We start from the raw sequence: 22,594 nt of genomic DNA, 5'->3' as shown, positions 1-22,594 counted from the left end.
TGCGGTTTTAGCTGGCGCTGTCAATGTATTGCGTAAGTGAGGTGTCATGAACGAAGACGAGCGTAGCGCTCCCGTTGATGACGCAGCACCGACCGCGATTTCGACGCCGAAACGCGTGAGCGCAACAGAGGCCGAAAACCGTCAACAGGTTCGGGGTCAAGGTTTTTCGGTGAGTCTTTCCGTCTATTCCGGGCCGTTCGACGCGCTGCTGACGATGATCGCCAATCGCAAGCTGGAGCTGACGGAGGTCTCGCTTTCGGCCATCACCGAAGAATTCATCGACTACGTGCGCGGGCTCGACATGGCCCGCGACATGGAGCAGGTCAGCGCCTTCCTCGACGTCGCCTCCGTGCTTGTGGAGGCCAAAAGCGCGGCGATCCTGCCGGGCGACGAGAACGGCGAGCGTGACGAGCAGAGCATGGAGGCGTTGCGCGAGCGCGATCTGCTCTTCGCCCGGCTTGTGCAATACCGTGCGTTCAAAAGCGCGGCCAACAATTTTCGCGAGCTGTTCGCCGTCAATTCCGGGCGGTTCCCGCATCCCGCCTTCAGCGATCCGCCCATCGCCGCGATGCTGCCCGAGCTGGCTTGGACGCTTGGGCCAGAGGATCTGGCCCGGATCGCCGTCGAGGTGTTCTTGAATGCCCCTGCCGATGAGGTCCGCCTCGATCAGCTGCACGTCTCGCAGGTCGATTTGAAGGCGCAGTCGCAGATCGTGCGAGACCGGTTGCGTGGTCTTACGGTCGGGGATTCGATGACCTTCGGCGAGCTGACGAGCGATGCGGCCAGCAAGTTGGTGGTCGTCGCCAGGTTCTTGGCCATTTTGCTGTTCTTCAAGCAAGGTGTATTACAGTATAAGCAGTCGGGTCCTTTTGAGGATTTGCATCTGCGTTGGGTGCCAGGCGCCGATAACGGGGACGATGCCGTGGAAGTGAACGAAGGTGATTTCGCATGAGCGGGACCGATGATATGGCCGAAAACGGCACGAAACCGAGAGTGGAAATGGGATTCGTTGAATCCGATGCGGAGATGGGAATGGATAATCTAACGACTTCTGAGATTGATGATGCCGCTGAAGATGATGCCCAAAGCGAAACCGGGAACGCGGCCGATAAGGCCGATCAGAATAACCGTGAGCACTCCGAGACGCGCAACGCTGGCTCGGCGCTCGGGCCAGATACGCCTTCCACGCGTCCCGAATATGTGGATTTTTGTGTCGACGATTTTCCCGGTGGGCTGCAATCCTGCCTTGAAGCGATTCTGATGGTGGCCGATCAGCCGCAGCAGGCGGCTGACCTGGCCCGTGTGCTGGCGACGGACGAGGATGAGGTCACGACGGCGCTTGAGTCGATGCAACGTGAATATGACGGCGACGCGGCGCGTGGCCTTGCACCTCGCGGCTTCGAGTTGCGTCATACCGCACGCGGCTGGCAATACGGCAACCGTGCGGTGTTCGAGCCGGTCGTTTCCGCTTTCGTCACCGACGGGCAGATGGCCCGGCTTTCGCAGGCGGCACTCGAGGCGCTCGCTATCGTCGCGTACAAGCAGCCGGTCACCCGTGCCCAGATCGCGGCCATCCGCGGGGTCAATTCGGACGGGGTGGTGCGTGCGTTGAACGTGCGCGGCCTGATTCGTGAGGAGGGCGCCGACCCGGACTCCCGTGCGGCGTTTCTGGTCACCACCGGACTGTTCCTCGAGAAAATGGGCCTCGAGTCCCTCGACCAGCTTCCGCAACTTGCCCCGTTCATGCCAGCCGCCAGCGATGTGGTCAGTCAGGCGGAACAAGCCGATACCGCAGCAGCCTCAGTCGCCGCCGACGCCGCAATCTAGGATGGGCTTCAGCCGGTTTCGAAAGTCGCTTGTCAAACCCTAAAACAGGCGCGAATCGTTCCGTTATCGAGCAGATGTGGCACTGCGTCAAACGGCGATGTAAAGCGCTTGGTAATCTTGCATTGGTAGTCTTGGTTCGGTAGCGGTAACGCAATATAACGGAAACGGAAGGGTATATCGACATGTGGCAGGGCAATGTGACGGAACGTAAGGCGGGCCCGCCAGAGGTCGGTGTCTCCGTCATCATTTTCGCGTTGGCCCATTCGCACAATCAGAACGCAGGGAACGCTGGAAAAGCGCAAAAAGTCGCGCACGACGAGCTGTGGATACCGCTGGTGCGGCGCGTACGCGAGCCCTTCAAAGGCATGTGGGCTTTGCCGGGCGGGGATTTGCTGGCAGGCAGGTCGCTGGAATGGTCGGCGTTCGTGGCGCTGGAGTCGACCACGAATCTGCGCCCACGCTATCTCGAACAGCTCTATACCTTCGGCGACCCGCATCGTTCCGGATCCGCCCTGCCCATGGTCTCCATCGTCTACTGGGCCTTGATCGGCAGCGCCCAGGTCGACGATCTGCGTGACGGCGACAACGTGCAATGGTTCGCCGAATCCGCACTGCCGCCGCTCGCCTTCGATCACGCCGACATCATCAGATATGCGTTGGACCGTCTGCGTTCCAAGATGTCGTACCCCGATGTGGCCTCCAAATTGGTGGGCCCGCGCTTTACCTTGCGCCGTCTGCACGATGTCTATGAGGCCATCGCAGGCCGCCGGTTCGATCTGGGCAATTTCCGTCGCAAGATGCTCGCTTCCGGCCAACTCGAGGAGACGGGGGAGAAGCTCGCGGAAGGCCGACACAGACCCGCCGCCGTCTATCGCTACAAACCGGGAATCGTGGATGAGGACAATGAGACATTGAAATCCTGGGACAAGCAGCTTAATGCTGAGCCGGACCGTTCCGGCACAGTGCCTAGTGCTTCTGTGGCCGGCGATGATGCGCTTTCCCCTTTGACTACCGACTGAAAGACCGTAGCGGGCAAAGGGTTTCCTGTTTTGCGCCACTGGTGACCAGGCCATGCTATCGAAACCACGGATTTTACGGATTAGCAAATAGCGTATCCGTGTCGGGATACATGGATACCATTGTGAAGGTTTGTGTGTAAGTAGAAGGTTAGAGTAGTTCTATCTGATAAACACCCAAGAAAAGGTAACTAGGAGAGGCTTTTATGGCGGTACGTGGTGATATTCGAAATGTGGCGATCGTGGCTCACGTCGATCACGGCAAGACCACGCTGGTCAATGCGATGCTTCAGCAGTCGCATGTGTTCAGCGAACGTGAGGAAGTGCCGGACCGTGTGATGGATTCCAACGACCTCGAGCGCGAAAAGGGCATCACCATCCTAGCCAAGAACACCGCCGTGCAATACACGGGCCCTCTGGCCGCCAAATACGGTGAGCCCGACGGCATCACCATCAACGTCATCGATACCCCCGGCCACGCCGATTTCGGCGGCGAGGTCGAGCGCGGCATCTCCATGGTCGATGGCGTGGTGCTCTTGGTCGACGCTTCCGAAGGCCCGCTGCCGCAGACGCGTTTCGTGCTGCGCAAAGCGCTTGAGGCCAAGCTGCCGGTGATTCTTTGCATCAACAAGGTCGACCGCCCCGACGCACGTATTTCCGAGGTCGTCAGTGAATCCACCGATCTGCTGCTCGGCCTGGCCCAGGATGTCAGCGAGGAAGGCGTCGATCTCGATCTCGATTCCCTCTTGGATCTGCCAGTCATCTATTGCGCCGCCAAGGCGGGCTACGCCTCGCGCAACCAGCCGGAAGACGGCGGCCTGCCCGACAACAAGGACCTCGAGCCCCTGTTCGACACCATCATTTCCAATATCCCCGCGCCACAATACACCGAAGGCGCACCACTGCAGGCGCATGTCACCAACATCGACGCCTCCGACTATCTCGGACGTCTGGGCTTGGTCCGTATCTACAACGGCACGTTGCACAAGGGCAAGCAGTATGGTCTTTCCCGCGTCGACGGCTCCATCGAGAACTTCAAGCTCACCGAGATCCTGCGCACGCAGGGCCTCGACCGCAGTCCGGTCGAAGAGGCCGGCCCCGGCGATATCGTCGCCGTCGCAGGCGTTGACGACATCATGATCGGCGAGACCATCGTCGATCCCAACGACCCCAAGCCGCTGCCGCTCATCCACGTCGACGACCCCGCGATCTCCATGACCTTCGGCGTCAACGACTCCCCGCTGGCCGGCCGCGAAGGCAAGGACCACAAGCTCACCGCCCGCATGATCAAGGACCGCCTCGACCGCGAGCTCATCGGCAACGTCTCCATCAAGGTGCTGCCGACCGATCGCCCGGACGCATGGGAGGTGCAGGGCCGCGGCGAACTCGCGCTTGCCATCCTCGCCGAGCAGATGCGCCGCGAAGGCTACGAGCTGACCGTGGGCCGTCCGCAGGTGGTTACCAAGACCATCGACGGCAAGCTGAACGAGCCTATGGAATCCGACACCATCGACGTGCCTGAGGAATACATGGGTGCCGTCACGCAGCTCATGGCCGACCGCAAGGGCCGCATGGACTCCATGGCCAACCACGGCTCCGGCTGGGTGCGTATGCAGTTCACGGTTCCTTCCCGTGGTCTGATCGGCTTCCGTACCGCCCTGCTGACCGCCACCCGTGGTACCGGCATCTCCAGCTCCATTTCCGCAGGCTACGCCCCGTGGACGGGCGAAATCGTGACCCGTCAGAACGGTTCCATGGTCTCCGACCGCGCCGGCACCGCAACGCCTTACGCCATGCAGCGGCTGCAGGCCCGCGGCAACTTCTTCATCGAGCCGCAGTCCAATGTCTATGAAGGCCAGGTCGTCGGCATCAACAACAAGCCCGACGAACTCGACGTCAACGTCACGCTCGCCAAGCACATGACCAACATGCGTTCCTCCACCGCCGACGTGCTTGAGACGCTCACCCCGCCGATCAAGATGAGCCTTGAAGAGGCTCTTGATTTCGCCAACGAGGACGAGTGCGTCGAGGTCACTCCCGAAGCCATCCGTGTGCGCAAGGTCATCCTCGACCGCGACGAATGGTACAAGTGGCACGCTCGTCAGCGTCGCCAGAACGCCAGCAAGGCCAAGTAAGGTTTCGACCTTTTCGCTATTTTCATGCGCATCTCTTCATCGTTTCGGTTGAAGGATGCGCATTCTTGTAATGTCGCTCGTGCGGTGTTCATTTTCCGCCGTGACGAGAACAAGGCCGATTGTCAACCATCGGTCGGTGAAAGTGCTTTGTGGGTGATGGTTGATTTGACCGCCCGATGGGGCATACTGGCACTATGACATCTCCAGCCGCATCCTTCAAAACCGCCGAACGCAAGGCAGATCTGCCGTTCTCGTACCGATGCAGCGCTTGGGTCCGTGCGCTGATATGCGTGGCGACGGGAATCGCCGCCGGGGTGTGCGGCACGCTGGTGCATCGGCTTGGAGCCCAATACAATCTGCCGGTCGGCCTGATTCTGGCATTGCTGATTATCGCCATCTCGGCCTGGAGTTCCCGCGCGCGCAGCGGGGTGGTGGGGCTGGCACTGCATCTGATCGCGTCTTCCGGAGTCATCGTCGTGGCCTCGTTCACCGCCGCATCCGGCGATATTCTGCTGCCGATGGGTTTCTACAGTTCAGATATGCCGTTTTTGAGCCAGAACGCGTTTTGGTTCTGGTTTATCGGCATGATTGCCATCCAATTCGTCATGGTCTTCCTGCCGCAGCACTTGTTCGCTATTCCCGCTTCTAGAAGACGGTCCGTCGCCCATCGCGATGCTGCGTCGGTCGATACCGTTTCCCGCGAGGTGACGCAACCATGAGCACCGTCAAGGGGAACACAATAGACAATACTTCGGGGCAAACCAAGCCGCCAGTCCCGCATAATTTGTTCTTCCTGGGGCCTCTCGGCTCGTTCACCCATCAGGCCGCGGCGAGTGCGGCGCAGACGTTGGGTGCAGGCGAGCAAGGCGTTGACCTCGTTGCCCGCGAAAACGTTCTGTCCATCATCCGCGACGTCGAGGCCGGCCTGGGCTGGGGCGTCATCGCTTGGGAAAACAGCGTCGAAGGCTACGTCGTCCCGAATCTCGACGCGGTGATCGATGCCGGTGATCTGGCCGGTTTGCGCCGCTTGAGCGTGGATATCGCTTTCGACGCTTTTGTGCGGCCCGGTGATGCCGGCGCGTCTGAAACCGACCATGGTGGGCAAACCCCGCTACATCAGATAACGGCGCATCCCCACGGATTGGCGCAATGCACGAAATTCGCCAGAGCCCGCGGCCTGACCCCGGTTCCTGCATCGTCCAATGCAGCGGCCTGTCGCGATGTGAAACCGGGACAGGTGGCGCTCGGTCCGGCTTTATGTGGTGAATTGTATGGTCTCAAAACCCTCGAACGCAACGTCCAGGATTTCAGCGGAGCCAATACCGATTTCCTTGTGGTCGCGCCGCGGGACGATGTTCGCACGGCTTTGCAAGCCTATCGACACGAGGAAATCGTCGATTTCGAGACGATTATCGCGGTGGTCCCGTTGAGCACCGGACCCGGCGTCATCGCCAAACTGCTCGATTCCGTGCGCGACGAAGGACTCAATATGACCAGCCTCATGTCGCGGCCCATCAAAGGCCATGCCGGCACCTACAGCTTCATCATCACGTTGGACGCCGCGCCTTGGCAAGTCAATTTCAACCGTCTGCTCCACCGGATGGTCGCCGAGGGTGACTGGATCAAGACCCTGGCCGTCTACCCGCGCGGGGAGCATCCGAACCCGCCGGTCGACACGTGGATGTTGCCGCAGGGCGGGATATGCCGCAAGCGCGCTGACACCAGCGAGATAAAGACGAAAGAGGAAAGGGAACTGCTGTGGTGAAATCGGTCGGGATTGTCGGTCTCGGGCTTATCGGAGGTTCGCTGGCAAGGTTGTTGGCGGCTCGCGGTGTCGAGGTCGTCGCGTGGAACCATCACGAAAAGCCATACGCCGCTGCCCGACGGGATGGGATTACCTGCGTAGGTTCGTTGGAGGAACTTGCTGCGGCCAAACCCGAGGTGCTCTTCCTTTGCAACCCTCTGAAGGCCATGCCCGACATGCTGCGACGGCTGGCCCCGGTGCTCGACCGTAATGCAACCACACTGAGCGATGTCGGCAGTGTCAAGGCGATGGTGCGCCGCCAGGTCGTTCAGGCCAGTCTCGGCGATTGCTACGTCGGGGCGCATCCGATGGCCGGCACCGAGTTCTCGGGGTTCGCGGCCAGCGATCCGGCCATCTATGACCATGCGTTGTGGGCGGTCAGCGTCGATGAAACCACCGATTATCAGCGTTTTCTTCAGGTCGCCACGCTGATTACCGGCGTGGTCGGCAACCGCGCAATCGTGCTTGACGATCAGACGCATGATCGTGCCGCCGCGATGATCTCCCATGCCCCGCATGTCGTTTCCACCGCGTTCATCAACGGGCTCACCGCCAGCCCCGATCGCAACGTCGCCGCCGCCCTCGCCGCAGGTTCTTGGCGGGACATGACTCGTGTGGCCTTGACCGATCCCGATCGCACCCGAGCGATGGTCGAGGAGGACGCCGACAACGTCGAAGCGCTGCTACGCAACCTGGCCGGCAGGCTCACGTCGTTCGCCGATGACCTGCATGAGCGCGACGATGCCGCGCTGACCCGGTTCTTTGCGGCCGGCCAGCCGTTCCGTGACTATAAGGCGAGGGAACGAAAAACCGGAAAATCCGGCGAATCCGGTGATATCGAACGTATCAGCATCGACATCCCCAAGTCCGGCTGGCAACGCACGTTCCTCGATTCCGCACGCCGCGGCGAACACGTCATCCGTTTCATTGAGCCTTGGCAGGTCGAAATCGAAACGCGCTCCAAAATATGATGTCATACATCCTGTGGGTGGTCGTGCCGTGTCTTTCGTTCCGGAATCGGCTTGAGCGCGACGATGCGCTCGCGGGGAATGTCTACGTCCTGAGCGGGGCGTGACCCGTTGGCGGCAGGGTCGCGCGTGATGCAAAGCGTCTTGCCGTCCCAAGAACGGACGTGGCCGAGAAAATCGCGGAACTGCTGACGACCGGTCCGTTCGTCGCGTCCGTCGAGCGTGCGGACCATCAGCCGTGCTCCGGCGGGAATCGATTTCGGCAGTGGCATGTTTCCTCGTTTCGTGTTATGGCATCCTGGATGTCGTTTCCATGATAGGTCTTTTGGACTGCCCGCAATCTTTTGCGCTGTGCTTCGGGTGCGGCAGCAAACTAACTATGGTTTATTGTGGATACCATAATAAATAGCAGGTAAATCAGCCGGAGCTCGGAAACAGCAAGGCCGATTCGTGAGATCGGCATACCACGGAAATGAAAGGAGGCGTGCAATGGAATATCGACGACAGGTAGACCGGTTCCTCGACTTTCTGAAAGCCAACCGCGGCCTTTCCGCCAATACCGTAAAGGCCTACCGTACCGACCTGCTGGAATGCTTGGGTTTTCTTGCCGATAACGGCGTAAACAACCTCGACGTTGTGAGGCTGGAGGACCTGCGCGGGTGGATGGCGCACGAATCGCGCAGTCACGCCCGCAGTTCCATGGCGCGCAAGACCGTGGCGGTGCGCAACTTCTTCGCCTGGGCCGACGAACATGACCTCATTGCCACGAATCCTGCGGCCACGTTGATGACGCCGAAGATACCGCAGACATTGCCCACCGTGCTGAACGAATCGCAGGCCGAGCGGCTGATGGAGACCGCCGATGCGGATTGCGGGGAAGTCAAAGAACCCCGGAATAAGGCCGATGGTCAACATCTCGCGAAAAGCGAAGAGGAAGACCTCGGCGATGATGGAACGCATAGACCTCGCAGGATAAATGAGAATCCGTCGAAGATCGGTGCGAAAGACGAAGCGCTCGCGCTGCGCGACGCGGCGATGGTCGAACTGCTCTATGCCACCGGCATCCGCGTTGCCGAGCTGACCGGTTTGGATATCGGCGACGTCTCGTTTGACACCCGCACGGTTCGGGTCACCGGCAAGGGCGACAAGCAACGTGTCGTGCCGTTCGGCGCCCCCGCGTCTCGATCGCTTGAGTCTTGGCTGTCGGTCTCCGGCCGCCCGGTGCTGGTCAAGGCTGGAAAGCAATCCGGCAAATCGTCGAAAACGACTTCACGCAAAAGGGGATCAGTCCACTCGCCCGATGCTCCTGATCGTAGTGATGCCCTGTTCCTCGGGGCTCGTGGCGCTCGCATCGACCAGCGGGTGGTGCGTGAAGTGGTTCATACGAAAGCCGAGGAAGCGGGTGTGCCCGATATCGGTCCGCACGCCTTGCGGCACAGTGCGGCGACCCACCTGCTCGACGGCGGTGCCGACCTGCGTGAGGTGCAGGAGATGCTCGGCCATTCCTCGCTCAAAACCACCCAACGCTACACGCATGTCTCCATCGAACAGCTCAAAAAACGATATCGGCAGGCTTTCCCGCGGGCGTAACCATATAATATTTATTTTGTGTTGATTCTTACTAATTATTGATTCCTATTGGTTTTTCTCGATTTTTTTGCTGTTCATTTTATGGATATTGACTTGCATAATTCATGAACCGGCGTATAAATAAAAGATAACAGCAAAGAGGTTGGCCTTTACAGCCGGCCTTTTTTGTTAGATGTGCAGGTTCTCTGCACAACAAAAAAGAAAGGGAGAAATCTTATGAAGAAGAAAGGTCTGGCCCTCGCAGCTGTCGTCTGCTCAGCGGCCATGCTTCTCAGCGCCTGCGGTGGCTCCGGCTCTTCGTCGAGCTCATCGTCCGATGGCGGCAAAGATATCATCACGCTCTTCAATTCAGAGCCTCAGAACCCTCTGATTCCCGGCAACACCAATGAAACCGGCGGCGGCATGGTCTTGCGTGGCCTGTTCTCGCAGCTGGTTCGTTTCGACGTCAAGGGCAACCCCGTCGACGATCAGGCGCAATCCATCAAGCCCAATGCCGATGGCACCCAGTACACCATCAAGCTCAAGTCCGGTCTGAAATTCAGCGACGGCAGCCCGATCAAGGCCGAGAACTTCACCAAGGCGTGGAGCTATGTCGCCAATGTGAAGAACGCCCAGAAGTGCTCGTCCTTCTTCTCCACGATCAAGGGCTACAAGGATCTCCAGAAGACCAGCGGCCTCAAGGGCGACGAACAGCTCTCCGGCTTGAAGGTCGTCGACGACTCCACGTTCACCGTCGATCTGGATTCTCCCGACGCCACGTTCCCGATCAAGGTCGGCTATTCCGGCTTCGCACCGCTTCCTGCCTCCTTCTTCAAGGATCCGAAGGCCTTCGGCAACAAGCCCATCGGCAATGGTCCGTACAAGTTCGATTCCTGGAACCACGGTACCGACATCAAGATCGTGAAGAATCCTTATTACAAGGGTGACGACAAGCCGGCGAACGACGGCGTTGATTTCAAGATCTACACCAAGTCCAGCGCCGCGTACGCGGACGTTCAGGCGGGCAACCTGGATGCCATGAACGCCATCCCTCCGGAGGATACGAAGAGCTTCCGCACCGACAGCAGCCTGCAGGCTTATGCCAAGCCGGGTTCCTCGATCCAGCAGTTCACCATTCCTTCCGACCTTCCTCATTTCCAGATCGGTACCGAGGAAGGCACGCTGCGTCGCCAGGCCATCTCCATGTCCATCGACCGCGACACCATCATCAAGAAGGTGCTCAACGGCCTCGGCGAGACCGCGCACGAGTTCACCGCTCCGGTGATCCCCGGTTATTCCGCAACCCTCAAGGGCAACGAGAACCTCAAGTACAACCCCACCAAGGCCAAGGAACTCTGGCAGAAGGCCGATGCCATCTCGAAGGACAACGACAAGCTGACGCTCGCCTACAACTCCGACGGCACCTCCAAGCCCGTCTTCGACGCGATGGTCAACTCCATCAACAACACCCTGGGCTCCGGAGTCTCCGCCACCAACCCGATGCCGACGTTCCAGGAGTTCCGTGACGCCATCTCCAACCGTAAGGTCAAGGGCGGCTTCCGTTCTGGCTGGATGCCTGACTATCCGTCTGCCGAGAACTATCTGGTGCAGAACTTCGCCACTTCCGCGGGTCATGGCAATGGCTCCAACGATGGCGATTACAGTAACCCGAAGTTCGACGACGAGCTCGCCAAGGCCTATGCGGCCAAGTCCGTCGACGAGGCCAACAAGGATTATCAGCAGGCTCAGGAAGTGCTGCTGAACGATCTGCCCGCCGTCCCTCTGTACTACATGGCGAATCAGGGCGTCGCGGCCAAGGGCGTCAAGGGCTTCGCCATCGATTGGCAGTCCTATCCGACCTTCATCCAGATGCACAAGTGATGCATTGAAGGAATCGTACGGGATCCTGACATCGCAGTGTCTCGATTCGCGTAGGAAACAGGGCGGGAAGATGCGAAAGCGTCTTCCCGCCTTTGCATACCCGGGTGGTGTTCCGTTACTGTGGCGGTCTGTTGGCGACGTGCCGTTATTGCAGACGAAGCGCGACGATGAGATTGTGTTCGCCCGCATCATTTTGCGCGATTTAGCCGGAAAGTGTCCGAATAGTGTTCATTGGGGCTTATCGGCAGCCTCAAAGAGGTTCAATGCATCTTGCGGCCGTTTGCCGGGCCGAGTATAAGACTTTCGACATGATTTGCCGTTGATACCGAACAGAGAGATTGAAGGGAAGAAGAGGGACAATGAAGAAACGAATGCTTGCGTTTGCCGCGTTGACATGCTCGCTGGCCATGGTTTTGGCCGGTTGCGGCGCATCGAACACAGCGGGGAGCGAAGACGGCAACGGGGTGATCACCGCCTTCGACACGGAGCCGCAGAATCTGCTCGTCCCCGGCAACACCAACGAGTCCGGCGGCGCCAGGCCCGGCACGTTGCTCTTCGCGGGTTTGGTATCGTTCGATGCCAAGGGCAAGGCTTCCAACGAGGTGGCCCAATCGATCGAGAGCAATGCGAACGCCACCCAATACACCGTCAAGCTCAAACCGGGCTGGAAGTTCAGCGACGGCACCCCGGTGACGTCGAAATCCTTCACCAGGGCCTGGAGCTATGTGGCCAATGTCAAGAACGCGCAGAAGTGCTCGTCCTTCCTCTCCACCGTCCAGGGCTATGACGATCTGCAGAAGGCCGGAAGCCTCAAGGGCGACGAGCAGCTTTCCGGTCTCAAAGACGTCGATGATTCCACCTTCACCGTCACCATGTCGAAGCCGGACGCGACCTTCCCGATCAAGGTCGGCTACCTCGCCTTCGCGCCGTTGCCGGAGTCGTTCTATAAGGACCCCAAGGCCTTCGGCAACGCTCCTATAGGCAACGGGCCCTACAAGCTGGAGGGCTGGAACCACAACACGGAAATCCGGCTGGTGCGCAACAAGCTGTACAAGGGCAATGTCAAGCCGAAGAACGAGGGCGTGACGTTCAAGATCTACACGAAGGTGGACGCGGCCTACGCCGATGTGCAGGGAAACAATCTTGACGTGCTCGACACGGTGCCCACCGCCGATGCCAAAAGCTTCAAAACCGACCAGAACGTACAGGCATACAACCAGCCCGGTTCGATCATCCAGATGTTCACGATCCCCTCGAACCTGCCGCATTTCGTGTCGGGCACGCAAGAGGGCACGTTGCGTCGTCAGGCCATTTCCAAGGCCATCGACAGACAGGGCATCATCGACAAGGTGCTCAACGGCACGGGTACGCAGCCGGTTGATTTCACCTCGCCCAAGACCCCGGGATTCTCCAAGGGCCTCAAGGGCAAGGACAACCTTGTCTATAACGCCGCCAAGGCCAAGGAACTGTGGGCCAAAGCCGATGCCATTTCCAAAGACAACGACAAGTTCACCATCTCCTACAACTCGGACGGCCCCTACAAGGCGATCTACGACGCCATGGTCAACTCCATCAAGAACACGCTGGGCATCGACGTGGCCGCCGACCCGATGCCGACCTTCCAGGAGTTCCGCAACGCCGTCGACAAGCGCAGTATCAAGGGCGGCTTCCGCTCCGGCTGGCAGCCTGACTATCCCTCGGCCGAGAACTATCTGTTCCAGGAATACGATTCCGCCGCGGCCCATGGCAGCGGTTCCAACGACGGGGATTACCAGAACCAGAAATTCGATCAGCTGATGGACGAGGCCTATGCGGCGCCTTCCACCGATGCCGCCAACGCCATCTACAGCCAATCGCAGGAGATTCTTTTGAACGACCTGCCTGCGATTCCCATGTATTACGATAATGCGCACGGTGTGGCCGCCAAGGGGGTCAAAGGCCTGGCCGTCGACTGGCAGAATCTGCCGGTTTATAGCCAATTGCATAAGTAATATCGGTTTTATCCGGTATTGATATGCGGCTGAGATGATGTGGAGACAGGCTTTTATGGCATCGTCTCCACATTTTTCTTAACATTCTTGACTTGTGTCTGCGCTACACTTACAGACATATGTCTAAAAGCCGAAGGGATTATCAGTGCTTTCAAGCAGTTTGGCCAATCCTAGGCTTAGGAAAATAAGGAGTTAACCGATGGGCAAGTATCTTCTGCGCCGTATTCTGCAGATGATCCCCGTGGTTCTCGGCACAACGTTGTTGGTTTACGCCCTCGTCTTCGCGCTTCCCGGTGATCCGGTGAAGGCGATGTTCGGCGACAAACCGGTCAATGCTGCGGTCGCGGCCCAGATTCGCGCGGAGTATAACCTCGATAAGCCATTCATCATCCAATATCTGCTGTTTCTGAAGAATGCGCTGACACTGAACTTCGGCAACACATTCTCCGGACAGCCGGTCATCGACGAGATAGGCAGGGCCTTCCCGGTGACCATCAGGCTGGCGTTGATGGCCTTCGTCTTCGAAGCCGTTTTCGGTGTCATCTTCGGCATCATCTCGGGACTGAAAAAGGGCAAGTGGTACGATTCCGTCATCCTGATCGTCTCCCTGCTTCTGATTTCCGTGCCGACCTTCGTCACCGGCTTCCTGGCGCAGTACTTCCTCGGCGTCAAGTGGCGTCTGCTGCCGGTCACCGCGGGCAGCGATCCCGGCTTTCTCGACCTGCTGATGCCGGCCATGGTGCTTGGTTCGGTTTCGATGGCCTATATCATCAGACTGACGCGTTCCGAGGTCTCCTCGAACATCGCCGAGGACTATGTGCGTACCGCCCGGGCCAAAGGCATGAGCAACCGATCGGTGATCGTCCGTCACGTGCTGCGTAATTCCCTGATTCCCGTGGTCACCTATCTGGGCCAGGATCTGGGAGCGCTGATGGGCGGCGCGATGATCTCGGAGACCATCTTCAACGTCCACGGCATCGGCTTCCTGACCTATCAGAGCATCCTCAAGGGCGAAAGCAACATGGTCGTTTCCATCGTCACGCTGCTGACCCTGATCTTCGTGGTATGCAACCTGATTGTCGATATGCTTTACGCGGCTCTCGATCCGCGCATCAGGTACGCGTGAGTGGGGGAGGAGACCAAATGAGCGAAACAACAACAAATACAACCATGGCCGATTCCCGTGTGCTTCCAGGGCAGGAGCGGTACGTGGCACCGCCGGATGCCGTCAAGCTGCAGGAAGTCGATTCGGTCGACGAATCCGCACCTGCCACCAGCATGTGGGCCGATGCGTGGAGAACGCTGCGCAAGAACCCGCTGTTCATCGTTTCGGCGATACTGATCCTCTGCGTCATCTTCGTGGCGCTGTTCCCGGGTGTCTTCACCCACCAGAACCCCAACTTCTGCCAGCTGGACCATTCCCTGGAAAAGGGCAGCGCCGGTCATCCCTTCGGCTATGACACCCAGGGCTGCGACGTCTTCACCCGTACCGTCTACGGCACCCGCACCTCGCTTTCCGTCGGCATTCTGACCACGCTGCTCGTGATGGTCGTCGGCTCGCTGATCGGAGCCCTCGCCGGCTTCTTCGGCGGCTGGATCGATGCGGTGCTGAGCCGTTTCACCGATATCTTCATGGCCATCCCGCTGCTGCTCGGCGCCATCGTGGTGCTGCAGATGTTCCGCACCTCCGGTTCGGTTTGGAAGATCGTGCTAGTGCTGACACTGTTCGGTTGGACGCAGACCGCGCGAATCTCGCGAGGGGCGGTGATGGAGACCAAGAACCTCGAGTTCAACACCGCTTCCACCGCTTTGGGTTCGACTCCCTGGCGCAACCTGATGCGGCACATTCTCCCCAATTCCATGGCCTCGATCATCGTGGTGACCACCACATCGCTCGGGACCTACATCGTCTCCGAGGCGACCCTGAGCTTCCTTGGCATCGGCCTGCCGACCACGACCGTGAGCTGGGGCGGCGACATCTCCAACGCGCAGACTATTCTGCGCACCGATCCCTCCGTCCTCTTCTATCCGTCGGCCGCGCTGGCCATCACGGTGCTCGCCTTCATCATGATGGGCGACGCCGTCAAGGACGCGCTTGACCCCAAGAGCCGTACGGCGTGAGTGCGGAGGAAACACGATGAGCGAAATGAACAGCAAAAGCGAAAAGAACGAAAAACTCTTTGAAATGCAGCGCGAGCAGGGGCCGATCCTTGAGGTCAAAGACCTGAAGGTCGACTTCACCACCGGCGACAAGCGTGCGGTGCATGCCGTACGCGATGCCTCCTTCAATGTCTACCCCGGCCAGTGGGTCGCGATCGTAGGCGAATCCGGTTCCGGCAAATCCACTTCCGCCATGGCGGTCTTGGGTCTGCTCCCCGGCACCGGTCACGTTGTGGACGGCTCCATCAAGCTGGAAGGCGAGGAGATCTCCGGCTATACGCGCAAACAGTATGAGCAGCTCTTGGGCGACAAGATGGGCTTGGTCCCGCAGGATCCGATGAGCAACCTCAACCCCGTCTGGCGCATCGGCACCCAGGTCGAAGAGGCTCTGAAGGCCAACCACATGGACATCTCCCACGAGAAGCGTTCGAAGCTGGCCAAGGCTTTGGCCGGCGGAGAAGTCGCGGTCAAGAGCGAGGACGATGAGACCTTCATCGGCTCCAAGGAGCTTCCTGACCTTCTGAAGGCCGCCGAGGTCGCGCTTGGCGAAGCCGGCGTGAATGCCGACAAAGCCCAAAAGAAGATGGACTATTTCAAGCAGGAATGGGTTCCGGGTTCCGAGACCCGTTGGCGCGTGGCCGATGACCTGATCAAGGCCGGGGTCAACGACGACAAGGCTTGGAGTATCGCCAAGAAGTATGTGCTCGGCAGCACCATGACCGACCGTATCTCCGGTCTGTTGCAAGAGGCCGGGCTGCCTGACGCGGCCACCCGTGCCCGTCAGTACCCGCATGAGTTCTCCGGCGGCATGCTGCAGCGTGCGCTGATTGCCATCGGCCTGGCCTGCCGGCCTGACCTGCTGATCGCCGACGAGCCCACCAGTGCCCTCGACGTCACCGTGCAGAAGAGGATTCTCGACCATCTGCACACCCTGACCGACGAGCTTGGCACCGCAGTGCTCTTCATCACCCATGATCTGGGTCTGGCCGCCGAACGCGCCCAGCAGATCGTCGTGATGTACAAGGGCCAGGTCGTCGAATCCGGCCCGTCACTCGAGGTGCTTCAGCATCCGCAGCATCCCTACACCAAGCGTCTGGTGGCCGCGGCCCCGTCGCTGGCCTCGCAGCGCATCATCTCCGCCAAGGAGCACGGCGAGAACGCCGAAAACCTGATGGAGCATCACGTCAAGGGCGAGGAAACGCTCGAGAAGAGCGAGCACATCATCACGGTGAGCCACTTGACCAAGGAATTCAAGCTGCCGCGCAAAAAAGAGATGTTCAAGGCTGTCGACGACGTATCGTTCTCGGTCAAGCGCGGCACGACCTTGGCGATTGTGGGCGAATCAGGTTCGGGCAAGTCCACCGTGGCCAACATGGTGCTGAAGCTCCTGAAGCCCACCAGCGGCACGGTGACCTACGAAGGCAAGGACATCAGCGAGTTCGAGGGCAAATCGCTGCTCGACTTCCGCAGGCATGTCCAGCCGGTCTTCCAGAACCCGTATGGTTCGCTCGACCCGATGTATTCCATCTACCGCTCCATCGAGGAGCCGCTGCGCATCCACAAGATCGGCGACAGGAAGAGCCGCGAACAGCGCGTCCGCGAGCTGCTTGATCTGGTGAAGATGCCGCAGTCGGTGATGCAGCGTTATCCGAACGAACTTTCCGGCGGCCAGCGCCAACGCATCGCCGTCGCACGTGCCATGGCACTGAACCCGGACGTCATCGTCTGCGACGAGGCCGTTTCCGCCCTCGACGTATTGGTACAGGATCAGGTGTTGCAGCTGCTGAACGATCTGCAGGCCGAGCGCGGATTGAGCTACCTCTTCATCACCCACGATCTGGCTGTGGTCCGTCAGATCGCCGATGAGGTCGTGGTGATGCAGAAGGGCAGGCTCGTCGAGCATGCCACCACCGACGAGGTCTTCGATCATCCGCAGCAGCAGTACACCAAGGATCTGCTCGATGCGATCCCCGGTGGTCATCTGCAGCTCGGTCTGGACTGAGTCTCGGCAGGTTGTGCCGGTAAACGCTCGATAGGATTTGCCGGCAACGTTTCGTCAATCCCGTCACCAAGTGTGGCGGGATTTTTCATATGTGCAACCAGCATCTTGTGCCGGGAAAGTGATATCGACTGGAAGAATACGGCTTGCGCTGCTTGTGCGTCGCGGTCTATGGGTCCATTGTGCCCGTGCCACGCTAGACTGGCGGCATGAGCATAACAGTGACTACTTCGAATCTGAACGGTATCCGTGCGGCCAAACGCAAGGGCGTGCTTGACTGGGCCGAGGCCCGCATCCCCGACATCTGGTGCATGCAGGAGGTCCGTGCGCCGCAGGAGGAAATCGACCCGATTTTCGAGCGCATGGCGGATGGATATGAGAAGGCCGGCAAGGTCTCGCAGGCTGATAATCTTGGCCGTATGGACGAGGTCTGCCGTATCAAGGGGCGTGCCGGTGTCGGCCTGTTGAGTGACCTCAAGATCGAAGAGCAGCGCTACGGGCTGATGGACTTAAGCGAGGACGTCGATTCCGGCCGCTGGATCGAGGCCGATGTCACCACGCCGTCGGGCATGAAGCTCACCGTCGCCAGCGTCTACGTACACGCGGGCAACACCGATGATCCGAACAAGATGACGCAGAAATACCGCTTCCTCGACCGCATGCTCGAACGCATGGCCCAGCTGCGCGACGAGGCCGAAAAAGGCGGCCGTCAGGCGCTGCTGTGCGGCGATATGAACATCGCCCACACCCCGTTGGACATCAAGAACGCCAAAGCCAACGAGAAACATTCCGGCTTCCTCCCCGAAGAACGTGCGTATGTCGACAAATGGCTCGACCCGGCGCAATATGGCTTCGTCGATGTGATGCGAAAGCTGGCCGGGGACGTGCAGGGGCCGTATACCTGGTGGAGCCAGCGCGGTCGCGCCTTCGACAACAACGTCGGCTGGAGGATCGACTATCAGCTCGCCACTCCGGGCCTGGCCGAGAAGGCTATGTCCTTCGATATCGACCGTGCGCCAAGCTACGACACCCGTTGGTCCGATCATGCGCCATTGAGTGTGGTCTACGACATCTAGACTCACATTTTTAGGGCGTTGAAAAAAAATGCGAGCCGCGCTGGGACGTAGCCCGGTGATAGGCTTGAAGCATCATTCGAGGTTTTGAAACGAGGAACTATGGGATTGTTCGGATTCGGCAAAAAGAAGCATCGCGAAGACGAGGATGAAGCCGAGGTCAAGGATACCGAAGCACAGGGCGAGGCCGCTGATTCCGGGGTTGACGATAACGGCACTGATGCCGAAAACGTAAGCAATGAGAACACGGAGATGGAGGGGAGTGAGGACGAGGCAGATGCCGTCGAGGACCACAAGGTTCCCGACGAGCCGAGCGAGGCCTATCCCGACCGTGGTGAGCTTTACGGGCCGTGGGACATCGAAGAGGAAAAAGCCCCGAATTACGACGAGTATCTTGACATGGGCGCCTATTATCTGCCGTTCATGCAGGGCATCGAACTGAGGGTCAAGGCCAACCGTGCCAGCGGCCAGGTGCTTGGCTGCACCATTTCCTACAAGACCTCCAGCCTGGAGATCGAAGCGCTCGCGGCTCCCAAGACCCTGAGTCTTTGGGGCGGGGTTAGTGACGATCTGCTGGCCGCCAACCCGAACGCGAGCAAGGAACCGGGCGTTTTCGGCACGGAAATCAAGTTGCCGGTCGTCGTCAAGGGCGGCAAAAAGCTGATTACCCGTATCGTCGGTGTCGATGGGCCGCGTTGGATGCTTCGCGGCATCTTCTCCGGTCGTGCCGCCACTCATCCGGAAAGCCCGGAGACCAAGGCTTTGAACCAGTTCTTCTCCGATATCGTGGTCGACCGTGGTGAAGAGCCGCTGGCACCGCGCGACCTGATCCCGATGCATGCGCCGGTTTCGCCTGAAGAGCGGCGCAAGGCCGACGAAGCGGCCGCCGAGGCCGACAAGGACGGTAAGGACCACAAGATTCCCAAGCGGATCAAGGGCCCGTTCGTCGCCGACCAGCAGACCGAGGTGCAGACCACGATCTCGCGTGGCCCGATGTTCTCGGAATTGCGCTGATTCGCCGTGTTCCTTCGATTCGCCGGTTCGCCCGTTACGGGTGGGCCGGCGAATGATGTACCGGCGATATTCAGTTCGAGACGATAAAACCTATCGGCAAATAATTCGTGACAAACACGGCAAACGTGGCAAATATTCTCAAACGGAACGGAAACGATGAGCGACACCAAAAAACGTCAGGGATTGGCGGCACTGGCCGCTGCCGGGAACGGCGAGGATTTCTCCGTCATCGATGCCATCGGCGGGATTCGCGGAGTCATCGAATCGATGCTGCCTGGTTTCGTCTTCGTGGTCATGTTCGTTGTCACCTCGGATCTTAAAGCGACGATTATCGTCTCGGCGGTGCTTGCCGTGCTTCTGGTGCTGGTGCGCCTTGTGCAGCGGCAGACGGTGCTCGGCGCGTTGGCCGGGCTGATTTCCATCGCCATCTGCCTGATCTGGGCATGGAACACGCACGAGGCCCGCAACTATTACATGTACGGATTCATCACCAATGCCGTTTACATCGTGGTATTGGCGATCACCCTGGCCATTCGGGTGCCGGGGGTTGGTTTTCTGGTTGAATTCATCCGTTCTCTGCCCACCGAGCATCTTCGTGCCTGGCTTGCCGATTGGCGAGGCGACAAGAAACTTATGCGTGCCTACGACATCGTCACGGCCATGTGGATCGGCGTGTTCGCGCTGCGGCTGGTGGTGCAGGTGCCGCTGTATCTGACCAATCACGTTACCTGGCTGGGCACCACGCGTCTTTTGATGGGCCTGCCATTTTGGGCGCTGGCGATCTGGGTTTCCTACCTTCTGATTGCCGATCCGATGAGGCATCATCCCAAGTTCAAGTCTGACGATGAAGGGGATGATGGTGACGATGGCGAAGACGGAAACGTTGTCGGCAATGCCATCGCAGATGGTGCAAACGCCGGGGTGAATGCCGCCGATTCGGAGAAGACGGTATCCGCCGAAAAATGAAGGTGTCGATGGCGCTATGAAGTCGGCAAATGTTGCGAATGTCTTATTCGACTAAAGGCATGGATATCCCGAAATCCACGGACAAGGGTCAACGATAGACTGGTTATTCCAGTCATCAGGGTATGCCGGTTGTGATAATGGTTGATATCGTCGGCATAGTCGAAAAGAACAACGTTAATCGGGCGTAAAGGCCGCTACCGGATCGCGTCCGCACACATTCAAGAAGCAGAGGTCAGCATGCAAGCCACAGTACGTATCGAACGTTACGCCGATCAGGGGCGCTGCGTCGCCCATATCGACGGCCGGGTGGTTTTCGTGCGTTTCGCGCTGCCCGGCGAACTGGACACCATCGAACTCGACGAGCCGCACGATCGTGACGACCGTTTCTGGACCGGCGAGGTCGTCGACGTCGTGGAGGCTTCTGAGAACCGTGCCGAGCCGCTGTGGCCGTTGGCCGGTCCTCTGGCTGCCGGCGGGGGAGTCGGCGGCGCCGATCTGATCCACGTCTCGCTGCCCGGCCAGCTCAAATGGAAATCCGCCGTGATCACCGATCAGATGCGACGCATGGGTCATCTCGACATCGATGAGGTGCCGGTCACCCGCATGGACGGAGACAACGACGAAAAAGGCCTGCACTGGCGCACCCGCATCGAGCTGATCGCCGACGAGGAAGGTCGTGCCTCGATGCGTCGTCGGGCCTCGCATACGCGTGTACGCATCGATACGATGCCTTTGGCCAGCCGCGCGTTGCTGGCCGTCGCCCGCGACCGGAAACTCTGGGACGAGCAGTTTGAGCCCGGCGCCAAAATTCGCGTCGCGGTTCCCGAACCCCGCGATATCCATACTTCCCGTGTGTCGAACAAAACGTTGCTTGAGGCCATCGGCGACAATTTCGCCATCACGGTCAATGGCCATCTGCACGCCGGCTCCAAGCGTTTGAAGGAAGTCGTGGATGTGGACGGCAAGCGCTACAAGTACGGCGTCGAGGCCGACGGGTTCTGGCAGGTGCACCGCATGGCCCCGCCGACGCTGGTCAAATATGTGATGAGGCTGGTCAGCCAGGAGCTTTCCGGCGTGCAATCCGCCACGCTCTGGGACCTGTTCTCCGGTTCCGGTCTCTTCACGGTGCCGTTGGCCAAGACCTTCGGTCATACCAGAATGCTGTCCGTGGAAGGCGGGCGCATGGCCGTGCGCAACGCCGAACGCAACCTGCATATCGCCAAGGACGCCAATGTCACCGCGCTGCAGGGCGACGTTTCCCATTGCCTGCGTCGTGTGCCCGAAGAACTTGCGAATCCCAATATCGTCGTGCTCGACCCGCCGCGTGCCGGAGCCAAGGCGCAGGTCTGCCGTCAGCTGGCCGAGGCGGGTGCGCACTCAATCATCTATATCGCCTGCGACCCGACCAGCCTCGCCCGCGACACGGCCACGCTGACCAAGTTGGGTTATGGCCTCAAATCGATTCAGGCGTTCGACATCTACCCGATGACCCATCACGTCGAGACCGTGGCGTTGTTCGCCCGTAACGGCGAGTGAGACAGATACGTTGATGCGTCGGGGATTGGGAATCGTTCTGAGTGTCTGCATGGCCTTGTCGGCCGTGCCGGCGCTCGCGTCCTGTGCCCCCAAAAATGCCGCAGTAGGCGATACTGCAACGGCGGCTGGCCACATCAATCACGACAGTGTCGACAAATCCGACATCCTGATCGGCGTGGTCACCACCGGCGATGAAGAACTCGACCGGACGGTGCTGCAAACGTTGCAAAAAGCCGATATCAAGGCTGTTTACGCTCCTATGCCGGACAGAAGTACTACACTCAATCCGGTTCAATCCTTCAAAGATATGACCAGACGGCCGGTTACCGCCTTCGTGGTTGACAGTCTCGATATGCAAGGAAACCAGCGCAATAGTTGGACCGAGGCTTTGCAGGTTGCGCGCGACGCCGGTATCCCGGTGATATTGGTCAATTCGGCGAATCCGCCGAAGGATGCGAAGACCTATGCCGAAATCTTGCGGATAGTGCCGACGGGGCAGGGCAATGGCACGGTTCCGTTCGACCAGGCCGTGCAAAGCGCGATCAACGACAATCCGCACCCCAAAACCATCAGCGTGACGTTACCGTAAATATGCGGTGAAGGCTCATCGCGAACGCAGCCGATACGATAAGGTGACACAGCATATACTTGGAAA

General features: G+C 59.4%; 19 protein-coding genes. 18 read left to right on the top strand and 1 reads right to left on the bottom strand.

What is annotated here, in order from left to right; genetic code table 11:
• Positions 1-46 precede the first annotated feature (46 nt).
• From OZX75_RS04410 to OZX75_RS04380, 7 genes are all read left to right on the top strand, one after another.
• Entirely contained in the window at positions 47-952 is a 906-nt protein-coding gene (locus OZX75_RS04410) for a segregation and condensation protein A (RefSeq protein WP_277147271.1), read from the top strand.
• 248 nt (positions 953-1,200) lie between these two features.
• Positions 1,201-1,827, top strand: coding sequence for an SMC-Scp complex subunit ScpB (gene scpB / locus OZX75_RS04405; protein ID WP_277147399.1), 627 nt, complete (start codon positions 1,201-1,203; stop codon positions 1,825-1,827).
• 182 nt (positions 1,828-2,009) lie between these two features.
• Positions 2,010-2,846 carry an NUDIX hydrolase gene (locus OZX75_RS04400; protein WP_277147269.1) on the top strand — a complete coding sequence of 279 codons (837 nt, stop codon included), beginning with the start codon at positions 2,010-2,012 and terminating at the stop codon, positions 2,844-2,846.
• Between the two features lie 203 nt (positions 2,847-3,049).
• Complete coding sequence (gene typA, locus OZX75_RS04395) at positions 3,050-4,978, top strand: translational GTPase TypA (RefSeq protein ID WP_277147267.1); 1,929 nt, start codon at positions 3,050-3,052, stop codon at positions 4,976-4,978.
• A 194-nt stretch (positions 4,979-5,172) separates the two neighbouring features.
• Positions 5,173-5,697 (top strand): alcohol dehydrogenase, encoded by a 525-nt coding sequence (locus OZX75_RS04390; RefSeq protein ID WP_277147265.1) that lies wholly within the window; start codon positions 5,173-5,175, stop codon positions 5,695-5,697.
• Complete coding sequence (locus OZX75_RS04385; protein ID WP_277147263.1) at positions 5,694-6,743, top strand: prephenate dehydratase; 1,050 nt, start codon at positions 5,694-5,696, stop codon at positions 6,741-6,743. The genes OZX75_RS04390 and OZX75_RS04385 overlap by 4 nt, the downstream gene beginning before the upstream one ends.
• Entirely contained in the window at positions 6,737-7,753 is a 1,017-nt protein-coding gene (locus tag OZX75_RS04380; protein ID WP_277147261.1) for a prephenate dehydrogenase, read from the top strand. The genes OZX75_RS04385 and OZX75_RS04380 overlap by 7 nt, the downstream gene beginning before the upstream one ends.
• Before the next feature lie 2 nt (positions 7,754-7,755).
• On the opposite strand, the gene OZX75_RS04375 is transcribed toward OZX75_RS04380, so the two are convergent.
• Entirely contained in the window at positions 7,756-8,022 is a 267-nt protein-coding gene (locus OZX75_RS04375; protein ID WP_277147259.1) for a DUF6725 family protein, read from the bottom strand.
• Between the two features lie 217 nt (positions 8,023-8,239).
• On the opposite strand from OZX75_RS04375, the gene OZX75_RS04370 reads away from it, so the two are divergent.
• The 11 genes from OZX75_RS04370 to OZX75_RS04320 all read left to right on the top strand — a co-directional run bounded on the left by OZX75_RS04370 (position 8,240) and on the right by OZX75_RS04320 (position 22,528).
• A complete protein-coding gene (locus OZX75_RS04370) occupies positions 8,240-9,340 on the top strand; it encodes a tyrosine recombinase XerC (RefSeq protein ID WP_277147257.1) in 1,101 nt (366 codons plus the stop codon).
• A 216-nt stretch (positions 9,341-9,556) separates the two neighbouring features.
• The gene (locus tag OZX75_RS04365; protein WP_277147255.1) at positions 9,557-11,200 is read left to right on the top strand and encodes a peptide ABC transporter substrate-binding protein; all 1,644 of its coding nucleotides are present in this window, start codon (positions 9,557-9,559) and stop codon (positions 11,198-11,200) included.
• Between the two features lie 359 nt (positions 11,201-11,559).
• Complete coding sequence (locus tag OZX75_RS04360) at positions 11,560-13,191, top strand: peptide ABC transporter substrate-binding protein (protein WP_277147253.1); 1,632 nt, start codon at positions 11,560-11,562, stop codon at positions 13,189-13,191.
• Positions 13,192-13,390: 199 nt separating this feature from the next.
• On the top strand, positions 13,391-14,317 hold the full coding sequence (locus OZX75_RS04355; RefSeq protein WP_277147251.1) for an ABC transporter permease: 927 nt from the start codon (positions 13,391-13,393) through the stop codon (positions 14,315-14,317).
• A 17-nt stretch (positions 14,318-14,334) separates the two neighbouring features.
• Complete coding sequence (locus tag OZX75_RS04350) at positions 14,335-15,312, top strand: ABC transporter permease (protein WP_277147250.1); 978 nt, start codon at positions 14,335-14,337, stop codon at positions 15,310-15,312.
• A 25-nt stretch (positions 15,313-15,337) separates the two neighbouring features.
• Entirely contained in the window at positions 15,338-17,353 is a 2,016-nt protein-coding gene (locus OZX75_RS04345; protein WP_525930277.1) for a dipeptide ABC transporter ATP-binding protein, read from the top strand.
• A gap of 206 nt (positions 17,354-17,559) precedes the next feature.
• On the top strand, positions 17,560-18,426 hold the full coding sequence (locus OZX75_RS04340) for an exodeoxyribonuclease III (RefSeq protein ID WP_277147245.1): 867 nt from the start codon (positions 17,560-17,562) through the stop codon (positions 18,424-18,426).
• Positions 18,427-18,525: 99 nt separating this feature from the next.
• A complete protein-coding gene (locus OZX75_RS04335) occupies positions 18,526-19,437 on the top strand; it encodes a DUF3710 domain-containing protein (protein WP_277147243.1) in 912 nt (303 codons plus the stop codon).
• Positions 19,438-19,593: 156 nt separating this feature from the next.
• Complete coding sequence (locus OZX75_RS04330; protein ID WP_277147241.1) at positions 19,594-20,403, top strand: DUF3159 domain-containing protein; 810 nt, start codon at positions 19,594-19,596, stop codon at positions 20,401-20,403.
• Positions 20,404-20,640: 237 nt separating this feature from the next.
• A complete protein-coding gene (locus tag OZX75_RS04325; RefSeq protein ID WP_277147239.1) occupies positions 20,641-21,939 on the top strand; it encodes a class I SAM-dependent RNA methyltransferase in 1,299 nt (432 codons plus the stop codon).
• A gap of 49 nt (positions 21,940-21,988) precedes the next feature.
• The gene (locus OZX75_RS04320) at positions 21,989-22,528 is read left to right on the top strand and encodes a type 1 periplasmic-binding domain-containing protein (protein WP_277147237.1); all 540 of its coding nucleotides are present in this window, start codon (positions 21,989-21,991) and stop codon (positions 22,526-22,528) included.
• Positions 22,529-22,594: the final 66 nt, after the last annotated feature.

Source organism: Bifidobacterium sp. ESL0800 (assembly GCF_029395355.1).
GTDB lineage: Bacteria > Actinomycetota > Actinomycetes > Actinomycetales > Bifidobacteriaceae > Bifidobacterium.
This window is presented reverse-complemented; position numbering and strand designations above follow the sequence as displayed.